23 protein-coding genes and 1 pseudogene are annotated in these 22499 nt (G+C 58.7%); 4 read left to right on the top strand and 20 right to left on the bottom strand.

The window, feature by feature from the left end; translation table 11 throughout:
* Positions 1 to 89: 89 nt before the first annotated feature.
* The 7 genes from murB to BLU11_RS08950 are packed head-to-tail and all read right to left on the bottom strand — an operon-like array spanning position 90 to position 6550.
* Positions 90 to 1115: a UDP-N-acetylmuramate dehydrogenase gene (murB, locus tag BLU11_RS08920; RefSeq protein ID WP_090273010.1), complete on the bottom strand. Its 1026-nt coding sequence runs from the start codon at positions 1113 to 1115 to the stop codon at positions 90 to 92.
* Positions 1115 to 1876: a 3-deoxy-manno-octulosonate cytidylyltransferase gene (kdsB, locus tag BLU11_RS08925; protein ID WP_090273011.1), complete on the bottom strand. Its 762-nt coding sequence runs from the start codon at positions 1874 to 1876 to the stop codon at positions 1115 to 1117. The genes murB and kdsB overlap by 1 nt, the downstream gene beginning before the upstream one ends.
* A 2-nt stretch (positions 1877 to 1878) precedes the next feature.
* Positions 1879 to 2064 (bottom strand): Trm112 family protein, encoded by a 186-nt coding sequence (locus BLU11_RS08930; protein ID WP_090273012.1) that lies wholly within the window; start codon positions 2062 to 2064, stop codon positions 1879 to 1881.
* Positions 2065 to 2077: 13 nt separating this feature from the next.
* Entirely contained in the window at positions 2078 to 3082 is a 1005-nt protein-coding gene (lpxK, locus tag BLU11_RS08935) for a tetraacyldisaccharide 4'-kinase (protein ID WP_090276372.1), read from the bottom strand.
* Between the two features lie 23 nt (positions 3083 to 3105).
* Positions 3106 to 3537: an ExbD/TolR family protein gene (locus BLU11_RS08940; protein ID WP_090273013.1), complete on the bottom strand. Its 432-nt coding sequence runs from the start codon at positions 3535 to 3537 to the stop codon at positions 3106 to 3108.
* Positions 3538 to 3540: 3 nt separating this feature from the next.
* The gene (locus tag BLU11_RS08945) at positions 3541 to 4221 is read right to left on the bottom strand and encodes a MotA/TolQ/ExbB proton channel family protein (RefSeq protein WP_090273014.1); all 681 of its coding nucleotides are present in this window, start codon (positions 4219 to 4221) and stop codon (positions 3541 to 3543) included.
* A 49-nt stretch (positions 4222 to 4270) separates the two neighbouring features.
* The gene (locus tag BLU11_RS08950; protein WP_090273015.1) at positions 4271 to 6550 is read right to left on the bottom strand and encodes a DNA internalization-related competence protein ComEC/Rec2; all 2280 of its coding nucleotides are present in this window, start codon (positions 6548 to 6550) and stop codon (positions 4271 to 4273) included.
* Between the two features lie 101 nt (positions 6551 to 6651).
* On the opposite strand from BLU11_RS08950, the gene BLU11_RS08955 reads away from it, so the two are divergent.
* The gene (locus BLU11_RS08955; protein WP_090273016.1) at positions 6652 to 7176 is read left to right on the top strand and encodes a DUF2062 domain-containing protein; all 525 of its coding nucleotides are present in this window, start codon (positions 6652 to 6654) and stop codon (positions 7174 to 7176) included.
* Between the two features lie 30 nt (positions 7177 to 7206).
* On the opposite strand, the gene lolD is transcribed toward BLU11_RS08955, so the two are convergent.
* Together lolD and BLU11_RS08965 are read right to left on the bottom strand one after the other, a co-directional pair.
* Positions 7207 to 7893 (bottom strand): lipoprotein-releasing ABC transporter ATP-binding protein LolD, encoded by a 687-nt coding sequence (gene lolD / locus BLU11_RS08960; protein WP_090273017.1) that lies wholly within the window; start codon positions 7891 to 7893, stop codon positions 7207 to 7209.
* Positions 7886 to 9130 carry a lipoprotein-releasing ABC transporter permease subunit gene (locus BLU11_RS08965; RefSeq protein ID WP_090273018.1) on the bottom strand — a complete coding sequence of 415 codons (1245 nt, stop codon included), beginning with the start codon at positions 9128 to 9130 and terminating at the stop codon, positions 7886 to 7888. The genes lolD and BLU11_RS08965 overlap by 8 nt, the downstream gene beginning before the upstream one ends.
* A 96-nt stretch (positions 9131 to 9226) precedes the next feature.
* Here BLU11_RS08965 and BLU11_RS08970 point away from each other — a divergent pair, with 96 nt between their 5' ends.
* The 3 genes from BLU11_RS08970 to BLU11_RS08980 are packed head-to-tail and all read left to right on the top strand — an operon-like array spanning position 9227 to position 10853.
* Complete coding sequence (locus BLU11_RS08970) at positions 9227 to 9811, top strand: PilZ domain-containing protein (RefSeq protein WP_090273019.1); 585 nt, start codon at positions 9227 to 9229, stop codon at positions 9809 to 9811.
* The gene (locus BLU11_RS08975) at positions 9808 to 10101 is read left to right on the top strand and encodes a hypothetical protein (RefSeq protein ID WP_090273020.1); all 294 of its coding nucleotides are present in this window, start codon (positions 9808 to 9810) and stop codon (positions 10099 to 10101) included. The genes BLU11_RS08970 and BLU11_RS08975 overlap by 4 nt, the downstream gene beginning before the upstream one ends.
* A gap of 8 nt (positions 10102 to 10109) precedes the next feature.
* Positions 10110 to 10853 (top strand): glycerophosphodiester phosphodiesterase, encoded by a 744-nt coding sequence (locus BLU11_RS08980; protein ID WP_090273021.1) that lies wholly within the window; start codon positions 10110 to 10112, stop codon positions 10851 to 10853.
* Between the two features lie 48 nt (positions 10854 to 10901).
* On the opposite strand, the gene sthA is transcribed toward BLU11_RS08980, so the two are convergent.
* From sthA to BLU11_RS09035, 11 genes and pseudogenes are all read right to left on the bottom strand, one after another.
* Positions 10902 to 12299 carry a Si-specific NAD(P)(+) transhydrogenase gene (sthA, locus tag BLU11_RS08985; protein ID WP_090273022.1) on the bottom strand — a complete coding sequence of 466 codons (1398 nt, stop codon included), beginning with the start codon at positions 12297 to 12299 and terminating at the stop codon, positions 10902 to 10904.
* A gap of 47 nt (positions 12300 to 12346) precedes the next feature.
* Positions 12347 to 12589, bottom strand: a complete 243-nt coding sequence (nqrM, locus tag BLU11_RS08990; protein WP_090273023.1) for a (Na+)-NQR maturation NqrM — start codon at positions 12587 to 12589, stop codon at positions 12347 to 12349.
* Positions 12590 to 12592: 3 nt separating this feature from the next.
* Complete coding sequence (locus tag BLU11_RS08995; RefSeq protein WP_090273024.1) at positions 12593 to 13615, bottom strand: FAD:protein FMN transferase; 1023 nt, start codon at positions 13613 to 13615, stop codon at positions 12593 to 12595.
* Between the two features lies 1 nt (position 13616).
* Complete coding sequence (gene nqrF, locus BLU11_RS09000; RefSeq protein WP_090273025.1) at positions 13617 to 14840, bottom strand: NADH:ubiquinone reductase (Na(+)-transporting) subunit F; 1224 nt, start codon at positions 14838 to 14840, stop codon at positions 13617 to 13619.
* Positions 14841 to 14855: 15 nt separating this feature from the next.
* The gene (nqrE, locus tag BLU11_RS09005; protein WP_090273026.1) at positions 14856 to 15464 is read right to left on the bottom strand and encodes an NADH:ubiquinone reductase (Na(+)-transporting) subunit E; all 609 of its coding nucleotides are present in this window, start codon (positions 15462 to 15464) and stop codon (positions 14856 to 14858) included.
* Positions 15464 to 16138 carry an NADH:ubiquinone reductase (Na(+)-transporting) subunit D gene (locus BLU11_RS09010; RefSeq protein ID WP_172828683.1) on the bottom strand — a complete coding sequence of 225 codons (675 nt, stop codon included), beginning with the start codon at positions 16136 to 16138 and terminating at the stop codon, positions 15464 to 15466. Before BLU11_RS09010 ends, nqrE begins: the two co-directional genes overlap by 1 nt.
* Positions 16135 to 16926 (bottom strand): Na(+)-translocating NADH-quinone reductase subunit C, encoded by a 792-nt coding sequence (locus BLU11_RS09015; RefSeq protein WP_090273028.1) that lies wholly within the window; start codon positions 16924 to 16926, stop codon positions 16135 to 16137. Before BLU11_RS09015 ends, BLU11_RS09010 begins: the two co-directional genes overlap by 4 nt.
* Complete coding sequence (locus BLU11_RS09020) at positions 16919 to 18130, bottom strand: NADH:ubiquinone reductase (Na(+)-transporting) subunit B (protein WP_090273029.1); 1212 nt, start codon at positions 18128 to 18130, stop codon at positions 16919 to 16921. The genes BLU11_RS09015 and BLU11_RS09020 overlap by 8 nt, the downstream gene beginning before the upstream one ends.
* 3 nt (positions 18131 to 18133) lie before the next feature.
* Positions 18134 to 19471, bottom strand: coding sequence for a Na(+)-translocating NADH-quinone reductase subunit A (locus BLU11_RS09025; RefSeq protein ID WP_090273030.1), 1338 nt, complete (start codon positions 19469 to 19471; stop codon positions 18134 to 18136).
* A 318-nt stretch (positions 19472 to 19789) separates the two neighbouring features.
* Positions 19790 to 21229 (bottom strand): glyceraldehyde-3-phosphate dehydrogenase, encoded by a 1440-nt coding sequence (locus tag BLU11_RS09030; protein ID WP_090273031.1) that lies wholly within the window; start codon positions 21227 to 21229, stop codon positions 19790 to 19792.
* Between the two features lie 124 nt (positions 21230 to 21353).
* Positions 21354 to 22334, bottom strand: a pseudogene (locus BLU11_RS09035) (TerC family protein).
* Positions 22335 to 22499: the final 165 nt, after the last annotated feature.

Here is a 22499-nt window from a genome sequence, read left to right on the forward strand (position 1 = left end):
AGCAACAAAAAGGGGATGCCATTGGCATCCCCTTTTTTATTCACATCAGCTATACCGTACTGCCGGCTTAAGCCCCGAACCTGCCTGTATCAACCACCTACCAGCAGCGGCTCCATCTCCAGCTCGACACCAAACCGGCTCAGCACATCCTGCTGGATATCAGCGGCCAGCGCCATGACCTCCATCCCCCGGGCGCCGCCGTAGTTGACCAACACCAGTGCCTGCTGCCGATGCACGCCTACATGCCCCTGACAATGCCCCTTCCACCCAGCTTGCTCTATGAGCCAGCCGGCTGCGAGCTTCACGCTGCCGTCAGGTTGCGGGTAATGCGGCAGCTCGGGCCAGCGTTCGAGCAGAGCCGCTGCACACTCTGCGGTTACCAGGGGATTCTTGAAGAAACTCCCGGCATTACCCAGCTCTGCCGGGTCAGGCAGTTTCGAGCGACGAACCTGGCAGACCAGCTGACTGATCACCCGACTGTCAGGCCGCTGCAATCCCGTGCTTTTCCAAGCCGCCGCCAAGGGAGCGTAATCCAGTCTCGGTATCGGCTGGGTACTCAACCGCAGGCGCACCCGTAGTATGACGAAGCGGCCTGGATGCTGCTTGAATACACTGTCGCGGTAGGCAAACCGGCAGGCCTTGCGCTCGAACTGCTGGACCTCCCCGGTAGTACGATCCAACGCATCGAGGCTATCGAACACATCGCACAACTCAACGCCGTAGGCACCGATATTCTGTACCGGGGCGGCACCAAGGGTGCCTGGAATCAGGGACAGGTTTTCCAGGCCATGGAAGCCATGATCCAGACTCCAGCAGACCCACTGGTGCCAGTTCTCCCCGGCCTCACCTTCGATGACCACACTGCCCGGACGGCGGGCCAACACCCGGCGCCCGCGACTGCGCATAGCGATTACCAAGCCAGGCAGAGGGCCGGCCAGCACCATATTGCTGCCACCACCCAACAGGGTCACCGGCCAATCGTGCTGTCTTGCCATGTCCAATGCGTGACGCAGCTGGGAATCATCTTCGACCAGCACCAATCGCTCGGCCTGCTCGCTGATCCCGAAGCTATTGAGCTCGCGCAAATCGGCCCGGGAAATGATCTCCGGTAACATCAGCGCGAGGCCAGTAGTTGGCGCACCCGCTGCAGGTCCTCGGCGGTATCTACCCCAGCCGGAGGCACCTCGCAGGCGTCGGCGACATGGATACGACAACCGAACCATAATGCGCGCAACTGCTCCAGCGACTCAGCGGTCTCCAGCGGGCTCGCCGGCCACGTCACATAATCGTGCAGAAAATCCACCTTGTAGGCATATAAACCGATATGCCGGCGGAAAGGGATTCCCTGTGGCAACGTGGCCGGGCGACCATCGGCAAAATCATCTCGACACCAGGGCATGGGCGCGCGACTGAAATACAGTGCAAAACCCTGCTGATCAGTGACGACCTTGACCGCGTTGGCATTGAACAGCGTCTCGATGTCCTCCAGCGGCTCGGCCAGGGTAGCAATGCTCGCCGCCGGGAAGGCTCGCAGATTGCCCGCGACCTGGTCAATGAGCGCGGGAGGGATCAGCGGCTCATCACCCTGGACATTCACCACATGGGCATCGGCATCCAGGCCCAGTTGAGTTACCACCTCCTGCAGCCGGTCGGTGCCGGAGGGGTGATCAGCACGGGTCAGGACGACATCCGCCCCGAACTCACGACAGACCTCGACGATGCGCGGATCGTCCGTCGCTACCGTCACGGAAGCTGCCGAACTCTTGCCGGCCTGCTCCCAGACATGACGGATCATCGGCTTGCCGGCGATATCCTGCAGCGGTTTTCCGGGCAGGCGAGTGGAGGCGTAACGGGCAGGTATGATGACGTGAAACATGATCAGTGATCCAGCCTCTCATCGGCGTCCAGCGCGCGCGCCTCGGTCTCCAGCATGACGGGAATACCGTCACGCACCGGGAATGCCAGGCCGTCGGCGCGGCACCACAGTTCAGTCTTGTCCTGATTCTGTACCAGCGGGCCCTTGCATAGCGGGCAGGCCAGGATATCGAGCAGTTTGGGATCCATCGTCAGACTCCGGTCAGGGGGAAATATTCCGGCTGGACGGCAAATGGCTGTCCAGTCTTTCATGCAATGCCGCAGCAAAAGCGGCACTCAGTTGCGCGTCGACACGCAGAAACCACCAGTGCTCCCGCGCAAAGCTCACGCATTTTACCGCGTCCTTTTCGGTCATGATCAGCGGTTCGCCATGATCGAATTCGGCAAAACTCTCAGCATTGTAACGGGCATGATCGGCGAAGGCGTGCAGTGTCGGCACCAGGGCCAGATTCTCCAGCGTTTTGCAGAAGCGCTGAGGGTTGCCGATGCCGGCGACCGCTTGGACTCCGGGATGAGACTTCCACTCGGCCGGCTTGATCCTTTGTCCGGTTTTCAGATTAACCAGTTCCGTCGCCTGCAGCTGCATGGCGAAGGCACCAGCAGTATCCACCTCAGCACCGTTGCGCACTACCAGATCCACCGAGTCCAAGCGGGAGGCCGGTTCGCGCAGCGGGCCTTCCGGCAGACAGCGGGCATTGCCCAGCCCGCGTGCATGGTCAAGCATGACCAGTTCCAGCGTGCGACCCATGCGATAGTGCTGCAGGCCGTCATCGCTGATGATCACGTCAACCTCGGCGTGCTCCAGCAAATGCCGCCCTGCCCGCGCCCGATCCGGGTCGATTATCACCGGCACCTGGCAGCGGCCAGCGATCAATAGCGGCTCGTCACCAACCTGTTCCGGCCCGTCCTCAGCAGGCTGAATACGCCACGGCAACGAGGGCGGTTGCGCACCATAGCCACGACTGATGACGCCTACCCGCAAGCCGCGGGCACGCAGGTGCTCGACCAACCAGATCACCATGGGCGTCTTGCCCGTACCACCGAGGGTGATATTGCCCACCACAATCAGCGGCACTGGCGGTTGCCAACTCGCTTCGGGATTGTCCAGATAGCGCTGTCGACGGTTCAGCGCGACCCGCTGGTACAGCTGCGATAGCGGGCGCAGCAGTACCAGCCAGCTGCGCTTTCCGTACCAGGAGCGCAGCATGAAGTTTTCCAGCGAGAAGCGCTTCACTGCCCCTGCGCTTCCAGCGCGTTGGTGGTCAGGCGCAGACGGCTGAAGCCCTGTTGGCCGGCGGCATCCATCACGGTGATAACCGACTGGTGCGGCGTCTTGGCATCGGCGGTAATCACCACGGGTAACGCCTTGTCACCACCAGACTCACGCTGGAGTGCGGTCTGCAGGGTATCGAGCCCGGGGTTGATCAAGGCCTTGCCATTGATCATGACCTCTCCCGCAGCCGAGATGAGTACTTCGATCTGTTCCAGCGTGCGATTTTCCACCGGATCGCCGGAAGCCGATTCCGGCAGGTCGAGTTTCAGCTGGGTTTCGCGGGTAAAGGTAGTAGAGACCATGAAAAAGATCAGCAACAGGAACACCACATCGATCAGCGGTGTCAGGTTAACGCTGACCTCCTCCCGGTGGGTACGTCGAAAGTTCATGGCTCAGTTCCCTTTGGCCGTGCTGGCAGGCCGCTGGGTTGCCGCACGCGTTGCAGAACCGTTGCCATTTGGCTCCGCATCCCGATTGCCCTGCACAACCTCCACCAACTTGGTAGCTTCCTGCTCCATGGCGACCACCAGCTCATCGACCCGGCGGACAAAGAAACGATGGAAGAACAGGGCCGGAATCGCGACGGTCAAGCCGGCAGCGGTGGTGATCAGCGCCTTGGAGATACCACCGGCCAGAACAGCCGTGTTACCGGTACCTTGCACCATCACGGCGGTGAACACGTCAATCATGCCGATCACCGTGCCCAACAGACCGAGCAGCGGGGTGATGGCGGCGATGGTACCCAGGGTATTTAGGTAGCGCTCAAGCTCATGGATGACCTTGGTTGCGGCCTCCTGAATGCTTTCCTTCATGATCTCCCGACCATGCCGGGTATTGGACAGACCGGCAGCCAGGATCTCGCCCAGCGGCGAGTCGGCGCGCAGCGACTTCAATCGGCTCGCATCGAGCTGACCTTCCTTGACCCAGCGCCAGACCTGCCCCAGCAGATTGGCCGGAGCAACGCGACTGCTGCGCAGCGCCCACAGGCGTTCAAAAACGATGGCTACAGCTACAACGGATGACAATACGATCGGCAACATCAGCCAACCACCGGCACTGATCAGTTCCCACACAGGCGTTCCCTCCAAAATTTATCTACTCTAGCATGCACCCCGTGCCTGTTCAGCCACCTGGGGACGCAGCTTGATCTTCATGCCAGAAGCGTCGTGCACGCTCTCGCCAGGACCATTCCCGGCGGGTCTTCCCTGTGTCGTCCAGGACAAAGCGTATCGCTCCGGCGGTGGCAGTATAAACCGGTTCGGCTTCCAGTTCGCGGTATCGTTCCACAACCAGGGGGTGTGGATGGCCATACTGGCTGTGCCGCCCCGCGCTGAACACCACCCAGCGCGGATTCACCGCTCGGATGAAGGCGTAGGATGACGAACTCCGACTGCCATGGTGAGGCGCCAGCAACAGATCAGCGGTCAATGGCCTGTCGAGCATCTGATACTCGCCGCGGATACCCAGATCACCGGGCAGCAGCACCGCGCTGTTGCCGACAATCACCCGCAGCACGCAGGACTGCTCATTGGGCGGCGCAGGTGGCGGCGGGCTGTACAACACCTCGAAGCGGACGCCGTCCCACTGCCAGTGGTCGCCGGGCATGCAGGGCTGCGCCTGCAGCACCGGTTCGATATCGGCATGTTGTCCCGCCAAGACCCGCGCCACCGGCAAATGGGCTGCCACGAAAGGCGCGCCTCCAGCGTGATCATTATCAGCATGGCTGAGCAGCAGCGTATCCAGCTTGCGCACGCCCAGCGCCATCAACGCCGGATGTACAACCGCCTCACCCAGATCGAAGCCACTGCTGAACCGGGCTCCGGTGTCGTACAGGAGATCATGATTCTCGGTTTGCAGCAGCACCGACAACCCCTGCCCCACGTCCAGCACCGTGACCCAGAGCTGACCGGGCGGCGGACGCTGCTGAGCCGGCAGCAGCAAAGCCAGAAGACACAGCGTGGCGGGCAGCCAGAGTATGCGCGCTACCGGGCTCAACAGTGCGGCAATACCCGCCAGGCCAAGCAGAAAACCTGGCCATCCGGGCTCCGCGAGACGCTCGGGGTCACGCAACTGTGCTATCCAGCCAAGCCCATCAAACAGCCAGTTCAAGGCAACCGCCGCCGCTTTCAACAACCAGGGGAAATCCAGCAGCAGCTCCAGTAATGTACCCAACAATGCTGCAGGAACCACCAGCAGGCTGACCCATGGAATCGCCACTACATTGGCCAGCGGCGCCGTCAGGCTTGCCGGCATACTCCAGAGCATCAACCAGGGCCATAGACCGATAAAGACCACCCACTGCGCTCTGCCCCAGCGCCACCACAGCGAGGGTGCGCCCAATCTGGCGCCCATGCCATACAGCAACAAGCCAACTGCGACAAAGGACAACCAGAATCCAGCCCGCAAGGGCGCAGCAGGATTGAGCGCCACCACTGCGGCAAAGGCCACCAACCAGAAAGTCCACAGTCGAGGCTGGCGATAGAGCAGACGAATCAACAGAGCCAGCACTATCATCAACAATGCGCGCTGCACCGGCACCCCGAATCCAGCCAGCAACGCATACAAGCCGGCGATAGGAATCACCAGCACGATAGCCAACCATGATCGCGGCCACGGCCAGGCCAGCCATCCGAAACGTCCCAGCAGGGTTACCAGTCCGAATACCGCCGCTGCCAGCATGCCCACATGCAAACCTGAAATAACCATGAGATGGCTGGTTCCCGTGGCCTGCAGCACCAGCCAGTCCTCGCGCGCGAGCACGCTCTTGTCCCCCACCACCAGCGCTATCAATCTGACGCCGCCGGGCTGCTGTTCCAGCACCGCGGAAACCCGCGACCGAATTTCGCTGCGCAGCGCCGCGAAACCGGCAAACCGGGGCGCCTCGCTGATCCGTTCGCCACTGCGAATACTGCCCAGCGCACCGATGCCCTGGGCATATAGCCAGGCTTCATAATCAAAGCCGCCGGGGTTGGCCATACCAGCGGGACGCCGCAGGGTTATCTCGAAACGCCAGGACTCTCCGGGATTGACCGGCTGGCCATCAAACCAGTGCACTCGCATCGGTGGCAACGGCTGATCATTTTCCGCCAGGCGCACCTTGTCCAAGGCAAACCGCCAGCCGGTTTCAGTGGCCTCCGGCAGTCCGTCGACCTGCGCCACCACCGTCACTCGGATACCATCCAACGCCGGCGTCAGGCGCTGCGCCAATAAATGATGGTGAAACAGACAGGACCAGAACAAGCCGACACACAGGACGATCAGCCAGCGCAGGCGGCGACGGCGACATAGCAGCAGCGCCAGACACAGCAGCAGCGCGGGCAACCAGACAGGCGGCAATTCACCGAGCCCCAGAGGCAACAGCATGCCAGCTATCAGTGCTGTCAGCAGCAGCGGCACATCCATGCTCAGAAATATCCTGTCATTGTGATTTGTGACGACGGTGGTGGTCGGGCACCTATATTAGGGGCATAATTACAACTTACCCTTCCCGCGATCAGTCTGTGATGCCGCGCCAGCTACTCAAACGCTACATGCCCAGCCCGGAACGGATCAAACGCAGCAAGTCACTGCGCTTCATGGGGACCATTCTTCATGATCCGAATCTCTGGCACATTACCCGTCACAGCGTTGCCCGGGCGATGGCTACGGGCCTGTTTGTTGCCATGCTGCCGATCCCGATGCAGATGCTGCTGTCCGCCTGCATAGCGGTGACCGCCCGGGCGAATCTGCCGATGTCGATCGGACTGGTCTGGCTCACCAACCCGATCACCATGCCGCCGGTATTCTTCATGCAGTACAAGATCGGCACCCTGCTGCTGGGCACACCTGAACGCAGCATGCCGATGGAGTTGTCGATCACCTGGCTGGCAGCAGAGATTCAGCATATATGGCAGCCCATGCTGCTGGGCTCGCTGCTGTCGGGGATAGTGCTGGCCAGCATTGGCTACGCTGGCACTCTGTTGTATTGGCGTTTCTGGGTCGCACGCAACTGGCAGCGTCGCAAAATGCGACGCCGTCGTCAGTCTTAGAGTCTATTGGCTAAAGTCTGTTGCCGCCCGTCAGGCTGGTTGCTGTACCAGACAACCTTCATTCAGCGTCAGCACCCGATCCATCTGTCCCGCCAGGGCCAGATCATGGGTCACCACCAGAAATGCCGTATTCAGCCGCTGACTGAGCTCCAGCATCAGTTGCTGGACACCTCGCGCCGTGTGCTGATCCAGGTTGCCGGTAGGCTCGTCGAGCAGTACGCAAGCTGGCTCATTGATCAGCGCCCGGGCAATGGCCACCCGCTGACGTTCACCACCAGACAGCTCTGCCGGCTTGTGCCCGGCGCGGGCTGATAAACCAACCCGCTCAAGCATCGCCAGTCCCCGCTCACGCGCCTCACTTATCGGTGTGGAACCGATAAGCAATGGCGTACAGACGTTCTCCAGCGCGGTGAACTCGGCCAGCAGATGATGGAACTGATAAACGAACCCCAGTCCGGTATTACGCAACCGGCCGCGCTCGGCCTCCTTGAGTGCGGACATCTGCTGCCCCGCCAGCCACACCTCGCCGGTACTGGGCGTATCCAACCCACCCAGCATGTTCAGCAGCGTGGTCTTGCCCGACCCGGAGCTGCCGACAATGGCGATGCGCTCACCGGCACGCAGGACAAGATCAATCCCACCCAATACCTGCAGCTGTTGCGGGCCCACCGCGTAATGCTTGCTCAGTTTCCGGCATTCCAGTACTACTTCAGTCATAACGCAAGGCCTCCGCCGGTTCGGTACGGGATGCACGCCAGGCCGGGTACAGGGTAGCCAGAAAGCTCATCCCCAGCGCCGCAGTGCAGATGATCACAACATCCGTCCAGATCAGCTGGGACGGCAGATAACTGATGAAATACACATCAGAGCTTAGGAACTGGGTACCCAGCAGACGTTCCAGCCCCGCTACCAGTGCCGACACATTGAGCGCCGCGAGCACACCAAGGATGCCACCGGTCAAAGTACCGACCACTCCGATGACCGACCCCTGCACCATGAAGATACCCATGATGGTGCCCGGCGAAGCCCCGAGGGTGCGCAGAATGGCGATATCGGCTTTCTTGTCCGTCACCACCATGACCAGCGTGGAAATGATATTGAAGGCCGCCACCGCCACGATCAGCAGCAGCAATAGCCCGATCATGGTCTTTTCCATGCGAATGGCGGCAAACAGGTTGCCGTGGCTGCGCGTCCAGTCCTGGGCGTAGTAATCGCCCGGCAGTTGCCCTACCAGCTCCCAGGCCACCTGTGGCGCGCGGAACAGGTCATCCAGGCGCAAGCGTACTCCTTGCATCTGACCCGGCTCCCAGCGGCTCAAACGCGCAGCGTCACCGGCATGGATCATGGCCATCGAGCCGTCCAGCTCAGCGCCGACCTTGAATACACCGGTGACGTGAAAACGTTTCAAACGCGGGAAGACACCTGCCGGCGTTACCGAGGCTTCCGGCATGACGAAGGTCAGCTTGTCACCGACCCCCACATTGAAACGTTTGGCAATCAGCTCACCGATGATGATGCCGAATTCGCCATCGGCCAGGTCACTCAAGGCTCCCGCCTGCATATGCTGGTCAATGATGGAAACCTCGGCCTCCGCCTCGGGAATCACCCCGCTGACCAACACCGGCGCGACGCTGCCATTGTGTGTCAGCATCCCCTGCAGCTGGATGAAGGGGGCCGCTGCGGCCACCTCCGGGTGCGCTTCCAGCTCGGTCACCAATGACCGCCAATCGTCGATTGGTTGATAGCCATTGATGCTGGCATGCGGCACCATGCCGAGGATGCGGGTACGCAGCTCACGGTCGAAACCGTTCATTACCGACAGCACCAGGATCATCACCAGCACACCGAGCGTCAGACCCAGCATGGAGATCAGAGAGATAAAGGATATGAAATGGTTACGACGTTTGGCGCGCGTGTAGCGCAGTCCGATAAAAAACGGCAAAGGTCTGAACATGGAATACCAATTGTTACCTAGTGGGAAAAGCCCGGAAGACTGGCAGTTCGGGCTGTCATGTTACACTGAATCCCGTTTTGGTAAACGGGGCTGATCATGCAAAAAGACACTCCATATGACGTGCATGCTGGTTACTTCCAGATCCAGGATCAGTTGGCGCTGGATTATCGCCCGGCCAATGCACCGACCGACGGCCAGGCATCCCAGCCCGAACAGTCGCCACTCTTCGGCTTGCTCGGCGAACTGCACCTGTTGGACCACGAATCCCAGCACCTGTTGCGTCAGGTAGGCGAACGCGACCGCAATCTCGCTGCCTATCTGAAGATCCTCGGCAAACGGGTCGAGTTGATCGGCCGCGCACTGGCGCTGCAGATGACCGATGACATGGGCGCACCGGTGGCTGTTACCCTGAGCGAGGCCGGCCTGGGTTTTTCGGCGTGTGACGCCCTGGAGGTGGGTAGCTGGATCAGTCTGCGCCTGCTATTGCCTACGCCGGTTGGCCTGAGCGCACCTGCCAGAGTAGTCGATTGTGCACTCGACAACGCTTCCGGACGGTATCTGATACAGGTAAGCTTCGAACAGCTCAATGATGCCCAGCGCCAGCTGCTGGCCCGGCATATTGTTCAGAAACAGGCACAGGAAATCCGTGCCGCGAAAAACAACGAAAGGACCTCGACATGAATCATCTTCTGCCCCTGGTGTTCGCCTCCACCTTACTTGCTGCCGCGTCCGTACAAGCCGAGACCCTGACCATCCCTGTTGGCCAGCAGGCTTCCAGCCAACAGGTCAGTCTGCCGCAACGCGGCACCAGCACCAGTGCAGTCAGGCAGCAACATGGCGAGCCGGTTACCCGTCATGGCGCGGTTGGCGAACCGCCGATCAGCCGCTGGGGCTATGCCGGCTTCAGCGTGTATTTCGAGTACGACAAGGTCGTACATAGCGTGCGTCAGCACAAGACGGCGAGCAACTGAGGGCAAGCATGCTCATATACGGTCATCGCGGCGCCCGTGGCGAAGCCCCGGAAAATACCCTGCCCAGCTTCCGCAAGGCAATGGAGGCTGGCGTTACCCGGGTGGAACTGGATCTGCACCTGTCATCGGACCATCAGTTGATGGTCATTCATGATCCTACACTCAAGCGCACCACAGGTATCAAGGGCAAGGTCGCTGCCCATACCGCTGCCGAACTGATACGTCTCGATGCCCGTCACGGCCTTGCCGAATGGCCAACCCCCTGCCCCATTCCCACACTTGAACAACTGTTTCGCAGTTGCCCCGAGTTCGAGCACTATCAATTGGAGGTCAAAAGCGGATCGACCGTACAATCGCGCCGGGTAATCGAGGCGATCACTGCATTGGTCGGCGATTATGCTCTGCAAGATAAGGTCGTGATCACCTCATCCAGCCGCACCCTGCTCAAATACGCGCAGCAAATTGACTGCGCATTGCCCACCGGGCTGGTCGAGGAATATGGTTTTCTGGATCCAGTGAAAAGCGCACTGCGATATGGCTGCCGCTTTCTGGCACTGAACTGGAAACTGTGCAATCCGGCCAGAATCAAGCAGGCGCAACGTCGTGGCCTGCACGTCTCGGTGTGGACAGTGAATGACCCGCAACTGATGCTCAAGCTCGAGGAGATGGGAGTGGACAGTCTGATCACCGATGTGCCGCAGTTGGCAATGAGGGTGCTGAAAGGCCAGAGTCCATCCCGGCTAACGGAATAAAAGCCAGCCCGCCGTGTCGAGGTGCTACTCGACACGGCGCCTTGACGGTCAGAACAGCCGGCCGAGACCGTCCAGCGCTGCTACCCGGTAGGCTTCAGCCATGGTCGGATAATTGAAGGTGGTGTTGACGAAATACTTGATGGTATTGGCCTCACCTTCCTGGCTCATGATCGCCTGACCGATATGCACGATCTCGGATGCCTGATCGCCGAAGCAGTGAATGCCCAGCACTTGCAGGGTTTCGCGATGGAACAGGATCTTCAGCATGCCTACCGGCTCGCTGCTGATCTGCGCCCGGGCCATGTTCTTGAAAAATGCCTGACCGATCTCATAGGGCACCTTCTCGCTGGTCAGCTCGCTTTCGGTTTTGCCCAGCGAGCTGATCTCCGGAATGGTGTAGATGCCGGTCGGCACATCATTGACGAAACGCCAACTGTCATGCTCGACAATATTGCCCGCAGCCGAGCGTCCCTGGTCAAATGCCGCACTGGCCAGGCTCGGCCAGCCGATGACATCGCCGGCCCCATAGATATTCGGCACACTGGTGCGGTAATTCTCATCCACCAGCACCTGACCACGGCTGTTGACCTGCAGTCCGACATTTTCCAGCCCCAGACCAGCAGTATTGCCAGAGCGACCATTGCACCAGAGCAGCGCATCGGCCTTGATCTTCTTGCCTGATTTCAGATGCAGCACCACACCACCGCCATCCAGGCCTTCGATCTTCTCGTATTCTTCATTATGGCGAATGAGTACAGTGTTATTGCGCAGGTGATAGCTCAGCGCGTCCGAGATCTCATCATCCAGAAAGCTCAGCAGACGATCACGGTTATGAATCAGATCCACCTTCACACCGAGCCCACAGAAGATCGACGCGTACTCACAGCCAATCACCCCTGCCCCATAGATGATCAGGTTACGCGGGGTGTGATTGAGTTTGAGAATGGTGTCGCTGTCATAGATCCGCGGGTGGTTGAAGTTGATATCCGCCGGACGGTAGGGGCTGGAGCCGGTCGCAATGATGACATCCTGCGCTATCAGGCGATCAACAGCGCCTTCGGCGTTGACCAGCTCAATGGTATGCGCGTCGGCAAAGCTGCCCTTGCCGAAAAACAGATCGATACGATTGCGGGCATAGTAGCTGTTTCGGGACGTGACCTGCCGGGTGATGACCTTCTCGGCGCTCTTGAGCACGTCAGGGAAGGAAAATGCACGTGGTTCACCAATCGCTCGGAACATCGGATTGGTGTTGAAATGAATGATCTGTTTGACCGAATAACGCAACGCCTTGGATGGAATAGTCCCCAGATGAGTGCAATTCCCCCCCACCATGCTGCGCTCTTCGACTACTGCCACGCGACGGCCGTTTTTTGCCGCATTGACTGCAGCCCCTTCTCCGGCAGGGCCAGAGCCCAGCACCACCACATCATAGTTATAAACAGCCATTCAATTCGGTCCTGTAACAATACTGAACATGTCTCGCCACGCCTTGCTTACTTCCTGGGCTTGCCCTGTGTGGCGTCGTAGGCGAGTGCCGCCGCGCCAGTCGGACCGGTTTCCTGCCGGGATTCATCACACTTCTTCGGATTACCGCCACAGATACCGCAGCTGCTATCCACCCCGACCGCACCAATGCCCCCGCAGGAACCCGCAATCGGCGGACGCCCCATCATGACACCAACAGCCATACCGGCAACGCACAGCAGCATTACCGCAAAAGCCAGTACCCAGACCATGATTTACTCCTTGCTCTCTTGCAGAGCGATGAATTGGGGTGTGCTTCTGGAAACGAAGCCATCCCCTTTGCGAATAACAAACAATGCTGGAAGCTCGTGCTTGACAGCATACTCCCACCCGGTCTGCGAACCCATGACCAGCAGGACCGTGGACATGCCATCTGCCCAGGCAGCGGACGGATGAAAAACCGTCACCGCAGCCAGATCATGCATCACCGGTTTGCCGGTGACCGGATCGAAGGTGTGTGAGTAACGATGACCTTCATGTTCGAAATAATTCCGATAATCACCGGAGGTGGATACACCGTAGCCACGTAGCGGCAATATTACCTGGGCAACCCGACTGTCATCGCGTGGCTCTTCCACGGCGATACGCCAGGGCCTGCCACCCGGTTTGCTGCCACCCGCCTTCAGCTCGCCGGTAATCTCCACCATATAATCTTTGATACCCATGTCCGCCAGGTGTTCCACCACCTGATCGACCATGTAGCCAGCAGCGATACCGCTGATATCCACCTGCAACGCGGTGTCCTTGCACAACTGACCGTCGCGCACGTGCAGATGTTCATGACCGGTGAGCGCCACGGCCTCGGCCAACTGCTGCTCATTCGGTACGTTCTGAGAAACCCCGTCACCATGGAATCCCCACAACCGCAGCAATGGGGCTAGCGTCAGATCAAAGCGGCCTCCGCTCTCCTGATGCAGGTCCTCGGCCAATAGCACGATATCCAGAATCGCCTGCGGCATGGCCTGGCAGGTGCCGGCTGGCGCTGCATTGAAACGCGACAGCTCGGAGGTCGGCCGCCAGGTCGATGCGACGCTCTCGAACTCCTCCAGCAATGCATCGACCGAGGTCATGACCTCGGCCGGCTCGGGACTCAGCTGCGAGCCGACCCATTTTATCGAGTAAGTGCTGCCCATGGTCGAGCCGTAAATTTCGGAAACCGGCTCGGCAGAATTGAAACAGCCCGTCAGGGCTGCTGCCAGGGCAACAACACCGACGGGCCGGATGATGCGACTCCACATACTATCCGCCGAAGTCATCGAGCAGGATATTCTCGGGCTCCACTCCCAAGTCCTCAAGCAGCTTGATCACCGAGGCGTTCATCATCGGCGGTCCGCACATGTAGAACTCGCAATCTTCCGGTGCCGGGTGGTCCTTGAGGTAATTCTCGAACAAGACGTTATGGATGAAGCCCGTAGGCCCTGTCCAATTGTCTTCCGGCAGCGCGTCGGACAACGCCAGGTGCCACTCGAAGTTGTCATTTTCTTCGGCCAGCTTGTCGTATTCCTCGACGTAGAAAGCCTCACGCAACGAGCGTGCACCATACCAGAAGGAGATCTTGCGCTTGGTCTTGAGTCGCAGCAGCTGATCCATGATATGCGAACGCATCGGCGCCATACCGGCACCGCCGCCGACGAATACCATTTCCGCGTCGGTATCCTTGGCAAAGAACTCACCGAAGGGTCCATACACGGTGATCTTGTCACCCGGCTTCAGATTGAACACATAGGATGACATCTGCCCCGGCGGCACATCATCTCGACCCGGCGGCGGCGTAGCCACACGGATGTTGAATTTGACGATACCGCGCTCTTCCGGGTAGTTCGCCATGGAATAGGCGCGAATTACCGTCTCGTCAACCTTGGACACGTAGCGCCAGACATCGAACTTGTCCCAATCACTCTGGAATTCCGGCTGAATATCGAAATCCCTGTAATTGACCGTGTGCGGCGGACATTCCAGCTGTACATAGCCGCCAGCGCGGAAGTTGACGTTCTCACCCTCGGGCAGACGCAGGGTCAACTCCTTGATGAAGGTGGCCACGTTCGGGTTGGAATCAACCTCGCATTCCCACTTCTTGACCCCGAAAATCTCTTCCGGAATCTCGATTTTCATGTCCTGCTTGACCGGAGCCTGGCAAGACAGCCGCCAGCCTTCCTTCGCTTCACGGCGGGTGAAGTGCGACTCTTCGGTCGGCAGCATTTCGCCACCGCCCGATTCGACCACGCACTTGCACTGGGCACAGGTACCGCCACCACCACAGGCAGAGGACAGAAAGATACCGTTGGACGCCAGGGTCCCCAGCAGCTTGCCACCAGCCGGCACGGTAATGGTGCGCTCGCCGTTGATCTCGATGCTGACATCACCACTGCTCACCAACTTGGAGCGGGCAATCAGGATGACTGCCACCAGCACCAGCACGATCGCTGTGAACATGCCGATGGCGAGAAAAATTTCATAGTTCATCTGCTCACTCCATCCTTACAGCTGTACGCCAGAGAAAGACATGAAGCCCAGCGACATCAGTCCGATTGTAATGAAGGTGATGCCCAGGCCCTGCAGTCCATCGGGAACGTCGCTGTACTTGAGCTTCTCGCGGATCGCCGCCAACAGTGCGATGGCCAGAGCCCAGGACGTACCGGAAGCGAAGCCATAGACCACACTCTCGGACAGGTTGTAATCGCGTTCCACCATGAACAAGGTGCCGCCCATGATGGCGCAGTTCACCGTGATCAGTGGCAGGAACACGCCCAGCGCGTTGTAGAGCGCCGGCACGAACTTGTCCAGCAGCATCTCGAGAATCTGTACGATAGCCGCAATCACACCGATATAGCTCAGCAGACCGAGGAAGCTGAGGTCCACGTCAGGCAGACCGGCCCAGGCCAGCGCCCCATCCTTGAGCAGATAGGTATAGATCAGGTTGTTCGCCGGCACCGTGATGGCTTGCACCACGATGACCGCAATACCCAGACCGATAGCCGTCTCTACCTTCTTGGAAATGGCAATGAAGGTACACATGCCGAGGAAGAACGCCAGCGCCATGTTCTCCACGAACACGGCTTTGACGAACAGGCTGATGTAATGCTCCATTAGTATGCCTCCTGCTTGGAAACCTGCGGGGCCATGCGGAAGTCAGGTGCTTCCACCTGCTCTTTCTTCCATACCCGTAGAGCCCAGATGAACAGACCAATCAGGAAGAACGCGGACGGAGGCAGCAGCAGCATGCCGTTGGGCATATACCAGCCACCATCATTGACCACTGGAATGACAGTGTAACCCATCAGTTTGCCGGCACCGAACAGCTCGCGCACGATACCCAGGCCGATCAGCATGATGCTGTAACCCAGACCGTTACCGATACCGTCGAAGAACGACAGCACCGGCGGGTTCTGCATGGCAAAGGCTTCTGCGCGCCCCATCACGATACAGTTGGTGATGATCAGACCAACGAACACCGACAGCTGCTTGGACAGCGAATAGGCGTAGGCCTTGAGCACCTGATCAACCAGAATCACCAGTGACGCAATGATCACCATCTGCACGATCATGCGGATCGAATTGGGGATCTGGCTACGGATCATCGAGATGAACAGATTGGAAAAACCGCATACCAACGTCAGGGCGATACTCATCACCAGCGCGGTATTCAGGTTCGAGGTGACCGCCAGGGCCGAACAGATCCCGAGGATCTGCAGACCGATGGGATTGTTATTGAAAATCGGGTCCAGCAGGACCTGTTTGATTGTCGGCTGTGACATGATCAAGCCTCCCCTGAGCGCAGGTTATCAATAAAGGGACCGAAGCCGTTCTCGCCCAGCCAGTACTGCAACAGGTTGTTGACCCCGTTGGCTGTCAGCGTGGCCCCGGCCAGACCGTCGATCTGATGGTCGGCATTCGGGCTGGCAGAATCGACACTACCCTTGATTACGCGAATGGCCAGTTGACCTTCGTCATTGAAGATCTCCTTGCCAGGCCACAATCCACGCCAGTTGGGGTTATCCACTTCCCCTCCCAGACCGGGAGTCTCGGCATGCTGGTAAAAGCCGAAACCCTGCACCGTGTTCAGGTCACCCTGCAGGGCCATGAAGCCGTGCAGTGTTGACCACAAACCATAGCCGCGAACGGGCAGAATCAGCGTTTCCATCTGCTGCTCATCGTTTTCAACCATATAGACTACACTGTAGTTTTCACGCCGATTGATCGAGGCGACATCCTCAGCGCCGGACAGATTCTCCGACAGTGCCGGATCCTTGGCAGCCGCCAGTGGATCAAAGGTCTGCGCATCGAACTCATCGCTGAACTTTCCGGTTTCCAGATCAACCAGACGGGCAACAATGCGCTCATTGAACAGGGTCTTGACTTCGGATCCGCTCATGGAAGCCTCTCCGAGGCCAGCGATAGCCAGGATATTGCGCTGCTTGTCCAGCAGGCTGTTCTCAACCTGGATCGGGCGCAGCGCGACTGCCGCGCCTGCCACAAATACCGAACAGACCAGACACACCAGCAGGGCCACTACCAGCGTACGGACGGTGGATTCTTTTTGACTAGACATTACGCGCCAGCCTCCGCTTGATATTGGCTTGAACGATGAAGTGATCGATCAGCGGTGCACACAGGTTGGCGAACAGGATCGCCAGCATCATGCCTTCCGGGAAGGCTGGGTTGACCACGCGGATCAGGACTACCATGACGCCGATCAGCCCACCGAAGATCCATTTGCCAAGATTGGTCATCGAGGCAGATACCGGGTCGGTCGCCATGAAGATCATGCCGAAGGCAAAACCACCGGTGACCATATGCCAATACCACGGCATGGAGAACATCGGATTGGTATCCGAGCCCAGGGCGTTGAACAGCATGCTCAGCGCGATCATACCGATCATCACCCCAGCAACAATGCGCCAGGAGGCAATCTTGGTCATCAGCAGTACCGCACCACCAATGAAGATCGCCAGGGTGCTGGTTTCACCAATGGAGCCGTGCATGGTGCCGATGAAGGCATCCATCCAGCTCAAGCCACCACTGATCAGCGCATCAACACCGCCGGCACCGGCCATGCTCAGCGCGGTAGCGCCAGCGAAGCCATCAACCGCGGTCCAGACCGCATCACCGGAAAGCTGCGCCGGATAGGCAAAGAACAGAAAGGCGCGGCCGGTCAGTGCCGGGTTGAGGAAGTTCTTCCCGGTACCACCGAAAATCTCCTTGCCGATAACCACACCGAAGCTGATGCCGAGGGCGACCTGCCACAACGGAATGCTCGGCGGCACGATCAACGCGAAGAGTACCGAGGTAACGAAGAAACCTTCGTTTACTTCATGCTTGCGGATGGAAGCGAACAATACTTCCCAGAAACCGCCGACGATGAAGGTCACCGCGTAAATAGGTACGAACCAGGTGGCACCGTGGACTATATTGTCCCAGATGCTGCCCGGCTCAAACCCGGCGAACATGCCGATCACGCCAATACGCCAGTTGTCCTGATCCGCCAGCAGTTCAGGATTGACCGCAAAGATGTTGTTGGCCTGGAAGCCGACGTTCCACATACCGAAGAACATGGCTGGAAAAGTACACAACCAGACCGTGATCATCATGCGCTTGAGGTCGATGCCGTCACGCACGTGAGCAGTGGTTCTGGTTACGCTTGAGGGCTTGTACAGAAAGGTATCGGCTGCTTCGTAAAGCGCATACCACTTCTCGTGCTTACCGCCCTTTTCAAAATGATGCTCGATCTTGTCAAGAAAACTGCGCAGTCCCATTGATCAACCCTCCTTCTCAATGCGCGTGAGATTGTCACGCAGGATCGGGCCATACTCGTACTTGCCTGCACATACGTAACTGCATAGCGCGAGATCTTCTTCGTCCAGTTCCAGACAACCCAGCTTCTGAGCCATCTCGGTATCACCGACGATCAGATAACGCAGCAATTGTGTCGGCAGGATGTCCAGCGGCATGATTTCTTCATAGTTGCCGACCGGAATCATGGCGCGAGGGCTGCCATTGGTGCTGGTGGTGAAGTTGAACAACTTGGACGGGGCCAGTTTCGAAACGAAGATGTTCAGAATCGAGTGCTTGTCCGTACCGGCGCGCAGGTAGTGCAGCATTTCACGGTAATTGCCTTCCAGTAACACCGAGACCTGCAGATGGTAGCGCCCCAGATACATTGCCGCACCGCGGGCCACCCGGCCGCCCAGCACGGAACCGGAAATGACGCGGTTATTACCTGGCTTCATTTCACCGGCCACAAGCTCTTCCAGATTGGCGCCGAGGAGAGTGCGCAGCAGACGTGGGCGTTCCACCTGCGGACCGCCGAGCGCGACGACGCGTTCCGCCGACAGTTTACCGGTGGTAAATAACCGGCCGACGGCAACCACATCCTGATAGTTTATATGCCAGGCCTGACGGTTCTCACTGACCGGGTCCAGCATGTGGATGTGGGTGCCCGGCAGACCAGCCGGATGCGGGCCGGCAAAGCTTTCGGTGCGCACACCGGCAATGTTCTCGCCGGGGATCGCTGCGCCATCGGCTTTGCACAGCCAGACGCCAGCCAGGCGAGCCAGCACTTTCAGCCCGTTTTCGAAGTCAGCAGCACAGGTCTGCAGCACGACAGCCGGATCGGCAGCAAGCGGATGGGTATCGATGGCGGTAACAAAAATGGATACGGGCTTGGCATCGACCGCTGGCACCTTACTGTACGGACGGGTGCGCAGCGCGGTCCAGAGGCCGGAGCGGATGAGCTTTTCCCGCACGGATTGCGAGTCGAGCCCTTCCAGGCTGTCGGCGGCATGGCTGCCGAAGTCGATGGCATCGTCGCCCTCGACATCGATCACGACGGACTGCAGCACGCGTTTCTCACCGCGATTGACTGCATTGACAACCCCGCTGACGGGCGCAGTGTAGAGCACCCCCGGTGTTTTTTTGTCACTGAACAGGATCTGTCCTGCTTGCACCCGATCGCCGGCCTGTACTTCCATCGTAGGTTTCATACCGTGGTAATCGAAACCTATGACCGCAACGCTTCTGACTGGACGGGCGTCCTCAATACGTTGCTCGGGTGAGCCGGTGATTGGCAGATCCAAGCCCCGTTTGATGTTTATCATACGAATAGCCTAATCACATAGGGAATTGTTAAGGGTAATGGCTGACGCTTGGAGCGCTGGCAATCGGCTCTGCTGAACCTGAAAGGAGGAGAATCAGACGACGCGACCACAACCCGACCAAAAAATCCCGTTAAGTATAAAGAGCATGGCTGGTCAAAGCTACTCGATACCCGGTTTTTTCAGGCTTTCCTGAGACATGTTGTCGCAACCAGAGCGAAGCATTTGATCTGCATCAAGCCGCCGGTGTCGGCGGCTTCACCAGGGTAGAAATAGACCCATGAAAAAAGGCGCCGAAGCGCCTTTTTTCATTGCCGGATGTTACGCCGGGAAAGCCGGGGAATTGACGCTGGCCAAGTCCTCCAGAATCCGCACAACCTGACAGCTGTAACCGAACTCGTTGTCATACCAGACGTACAGAATGACCCGATTGTCGTTGCAGATGGTCGCTTCGGCATCCACCACACCCGCATGGCGCGAACCGACGAAGTCGGTTGAGACCACTTCCTGACTGTTGGTGAAGTCGATCTGCTTGTGCAGCTCGGAATGCAGCGCCATGTGACGCAGGTAATCATTCACCTCATCACGATCGGTCGACTTTTCCAGGTTCAGGTTGAGGATGGCCATGGACACGTTGGGTGTCGGTACGCGAATGGCGTTACCGCTCAACTTGCCGGACAGCTCCGGCAGCGCCTTGGCCACCGCCTTGGCTGCACCGGTTTCGGTGATGACCATGTTCAGCGCGGCGCTGCGGCCACGGCGATTACCCTTGTGGAAGTTGTCGATCAGATTCTGGTCATTGGTATACGAGTGAACGGTCTCCACGTGACCATTGACGATACCGTACTTGTCATGAATGGCCTTGAGCACCGGCACAATGGCGTTGGTGGTACAAGACGCCGCAGAAACGATCTTGTCTTCCGGAGTGATGGTGCCGTGGTTGATACCATGCACGATATTCTTCAGGTCGCCCTTGCCTGGCGCAGTCAGCACCACGCGGGATACGCCCGGGCACTTGAGATGCTGGGACAGGCCGGCTTCGTCGCGCCACACACCGGTGTTATCCACGACGATAGCATCGTTGATGCCGTAGGAGGTGTAATCGATGCTGCTCGGATCGCCGGCATAGATCACCTGGATCTGGTTGCCATTAGCGGTCAGCGTGTTGCTCTCTTCATCGATGGTGATGGTGCCCTGGAAGGAACCATGCACCGAATCGCGGCGCAGCAGGCTGGCACGCTTGGCCAGGTCATTCTCAGCACCTTTGCGCACCACGATAGCCCGCAGACGCAGCCCATCGCCAGCACCCGCCTTCTCGACCATGATGCGCGCCAGCAGACGGCCAATGCGACCGAAGCCATACAGCACCACATCGCGACCCTGGCGCTTCTCACCCTTGCGGCCAATGACACTGGTCAGTTCCTTGCGCAGGAAGCTGTCAAGGTCGCCATTGCCTTCCGCCGCATACTTGCCGGCCAGACGGGCCAGATCGATGGAGGCAGGCCCCAGATCCAGGTCCAACAGGGCCTTGATCAGCGGAAAGGTGTCATGCACCGACAGTTCGTTGTCATCAATCTGACGAGCGAAACGGTGAGACTTGAGCAGGCTGATAACGGAGCGATTAACCAGGCCGCGGCCATAGATGGAAGTGACCACGTTGTGTTCACGGTACAAACGCCCAATCAACGGGATCATCGCTTCGGCTGTCGCTTCGCGGTCAGTCCAGTTTTCCAGACATTCATCGTATTTGGCTTGAGTCACGGCTGTTCCTTCCAGGTCATGGGAGCTAAAGGGCCAATATTATGCGGTGAGCAGCCGATAGAGGCAATCACCGAACGCATAACGGCTGTCCAGCCTATTCTGGAACAGCCGTTACAGCACTCTCTCAGGTCGATTTCCGGCGGGTAGTGTACAGCGACAACAGCACGCCGCCGGCCAGCAGCCCGAAGGTAACACCCAGGGAAACACCCGCATGTATCTTGATATCCAGGCCATGCACCAGGATCTTGACACCGATGAAGATCAGCACCAGCGCCAGCGCATACTTGAGGTAGACGAAACGGTGCATCATCGCCGCCAGGGCGAAGTACAACGAACGCAGTCCCAGAATGGCGAAGATGTTCGAGGTATAGACGATGAACGGATCCTGAGTGATGGCGAAAATCGCCGGAACGCTGTCCACAGCGAACACCAGGTCAGCGAGCTCGATCAGTATCAGCGCCAGAAACAGCGGTGTGGCAAACAACACCACCTTGCCGGCCTTGTCAGGCATGCGCACGAAGAACTTCGGGCCATGCAGATCATCGGTAACGCGGAAATGCCGGCGAATGAAACTGACCATGCGGTTCTGCGACAGATCAGGATGCGATTCCTCGTCCTTGCTGAAGAACATCTTGATACCGGAGAACAGCAGGAACACGCCGAACAGATAGAGAATCCACTCGAACTCCTGCACCAGCGCCGCACCCAGGCCGATCATGATTGCCCGCAACACGATCACCCCGAGAATGCCTCAGAACAGCACCCGGTGCTGATACAGACGTGGGATACCGAAGAAGCCGAGGATCATCGCCATGACGAATACGTTGTCCATCGACAACGACTGCTCGATCAGAAAGCCGGTGTAGAACTCCAGGGCACTGGCCGAACCCATCTGGAACCAGACCCACAGCCCGAACAGCAGGCCGACGCTGAAATAGCCACCGTAGAGCAGAAGACTTTCACGCACTTCAATCTCGCGCTCTTCCCGGTGCAACACACCCAGATCGAACGCCAGAACAGCAAACACGATGAACAGAAACAGCAGCCACTGCCAGGCAGCAGTGCCGAGAAAAGGGGTGGTCAAAAACGAGATCAGTGGCTCCATCGGGCCCTCCTGTCAAAGTTTGGATAAACTTATGACTCCGACATCACGGTGGGAGCAACCACCGCCAGAGGGGCCCGGCGTCACGCAGCGAGCATGATATAACCGCGCTGCAGGTTCGACAAGCAGCGTTCAAATCAACCGTAGAACGTCTGCAATCCCAGCAAG

Origin of the sequence: Halopseudomonas litoralis, assembly GCF_900105005.1 — a bacterium.
Classification (GTDB): domain Bacteria; phylum Pseudomonadota; class Gammaproteobacteria; order Pseudomonadales; family Pseudomonadaceae; genus Halopseudomonas; species Halopseudomonas litoralis.

What these genes read in the sequence shown, in the direction of transcription:
- murB (WP_090273010.1), bottom strand. Translation starts at nt 1,115, where the DNA reads ATGTTACCGGAGATCATTTCCCGGGCCGATTTGCGCGAGCTCAATAGC.
- kdsB (WP_090273011.1), bottom strand. Translation starts at nt 1,876, where the DNA reads ATGTTTCACGTCATCATACCTGCCCGTTACGCCTCCACTCGCCTGCCC.
- BLU11_RS08930 (WP_090273012.1), bottom strand. Translation starts at nt 2,064, where the DNA reads ATGGATCCCAAACTGCTCGATATCCTGGCCTGCCCGCTATGCAAGGGC.
- lpxK (WP_090276372.1), bottom strand. Translation starts at nt 3,082, where the DNA reads ATGCTGCGCTCCTGGTACGGAAAGCGCAGCTGGCTGGTACTGCTGCGC.
- BLU11_RS08940 (WP_090273013.1), bottom strand. Translation starts at nt 3,537, where the DNA reads ATGAACTTTCGACGTACCCACCGGGAGGAGGTCAGCGTTAACCTGACA.
- BLU11_RS08950 (WP_090273015.1), bottom strand. Translation starts at nt 6,550, where the DNA reads ATGGATGTGCCGCTGCTGCTGACAGCACTGATAGCTGGCATGCTGTTG.
- BLU11_RS08955 (WP_090273016.1), top strand. Translation starts at nt 6,652, where the DNA reads ATGCCGCGCCAGCTACTCAAACGCTACATGCCCAGCCCGGAACGGATC.
- lolD (WP_090273017.1), bottom strand. Translation starts at nt 7,893, where the DNA reads ATGACTGAAGTAGTACTGGAATGCCGGAAACTGAGCAAGCATTACGCG.
- BLU11_RS08965 (WP_090273018.1), bottom strand. Translation starts at nt 9,130, where the DNA reads ATGTTCAGACCTTTGCCGTTTTTTATCGGACTGCGCTACACGCGCGCC.
- BLU11_RS08970 (WP_090273019.1), top strand. Translation starts at nt 9,227, where the DNA reads ATGCAAAAAGACACTCCATATGACGTGCATGCTGGTTACTTCCAGATC.
- BLU11_RS08975 (WP_090273020.1), top strand. Translation starts at nt 9,808, where the DNA reads ATGAATCATCTTCTGCCCCTGGTGTTCGCCTCCACCTTACTTGCTGCC.
- BLU11_RS08980 (WP_090273021.1), top strand. Translation starts at nt 10,110, where the DNA reads ATGCTCATATACGGTCATCGCGGCGCCCGTGGCGAAGCCCCGGAAAAT.
- sthA (WP_090273022.1), bottom strand. Translation starts at nt 12,299, where the DNA reads ATGGCTGTTTATAACTATGATGTGGTGGTGCTGGGCTCTGGCCCTGCC.
- nqrM (WP_090273023.1), bottom strand. Translation starts at nt 12,589, where the DNA reads ATGGTCTGGGTACTGGCTTTTGCGGTAATGCTGCTGTGCGTTGCCGGT.
- BLU11_RS08995 (WP_090273024.1), bottom strand. Translation starts at nt 13,615, where the DNA reads ATGTGGAGTCGCATCATCCGGCCCGTCGGTGTTGTTGCCCTGGCAGCA.
- nqrF (WP_090273025.1), bottom strand. Translation starts at nt 14,840, where the DNA reads ATGAACTATGAAATTTTTCTCGCCATCGGCATGTTCACAGCGATCGTG.
- nqrE (WP_090273026.1), bottom strand. Translation starts at nt 15,464, where the DNA reads ATGGAGCATTACATCAGCCTGTTCGTCAAAGCCGTGTTCGTGGAGAAC.
- BLU11_RS09015 (WP_090273028.1), bottom strand. Translation starts at nt 16,926, where the DNA reads ATGTCTAGTCAAAAAGAATCCACCGTCCGTACGCTGGTAGTGGCCCTG.
- BLU11_RS09020 (WP_090273029.1), bottom strand. Translation starts at nt 18,130, where the DNA reads ATGGGACTGCGCAGTTTTCTTGACAAGATCGAGCATCATTTTGAAAAG.
- BLU11_RS09025 (WP_090273030.1), bottom strand. Translation starts at nt 19,471, where the DNA reads ATGATAAACATCAAACGGGGCTTGGATCTGCCAATCACCGGCTCACCC.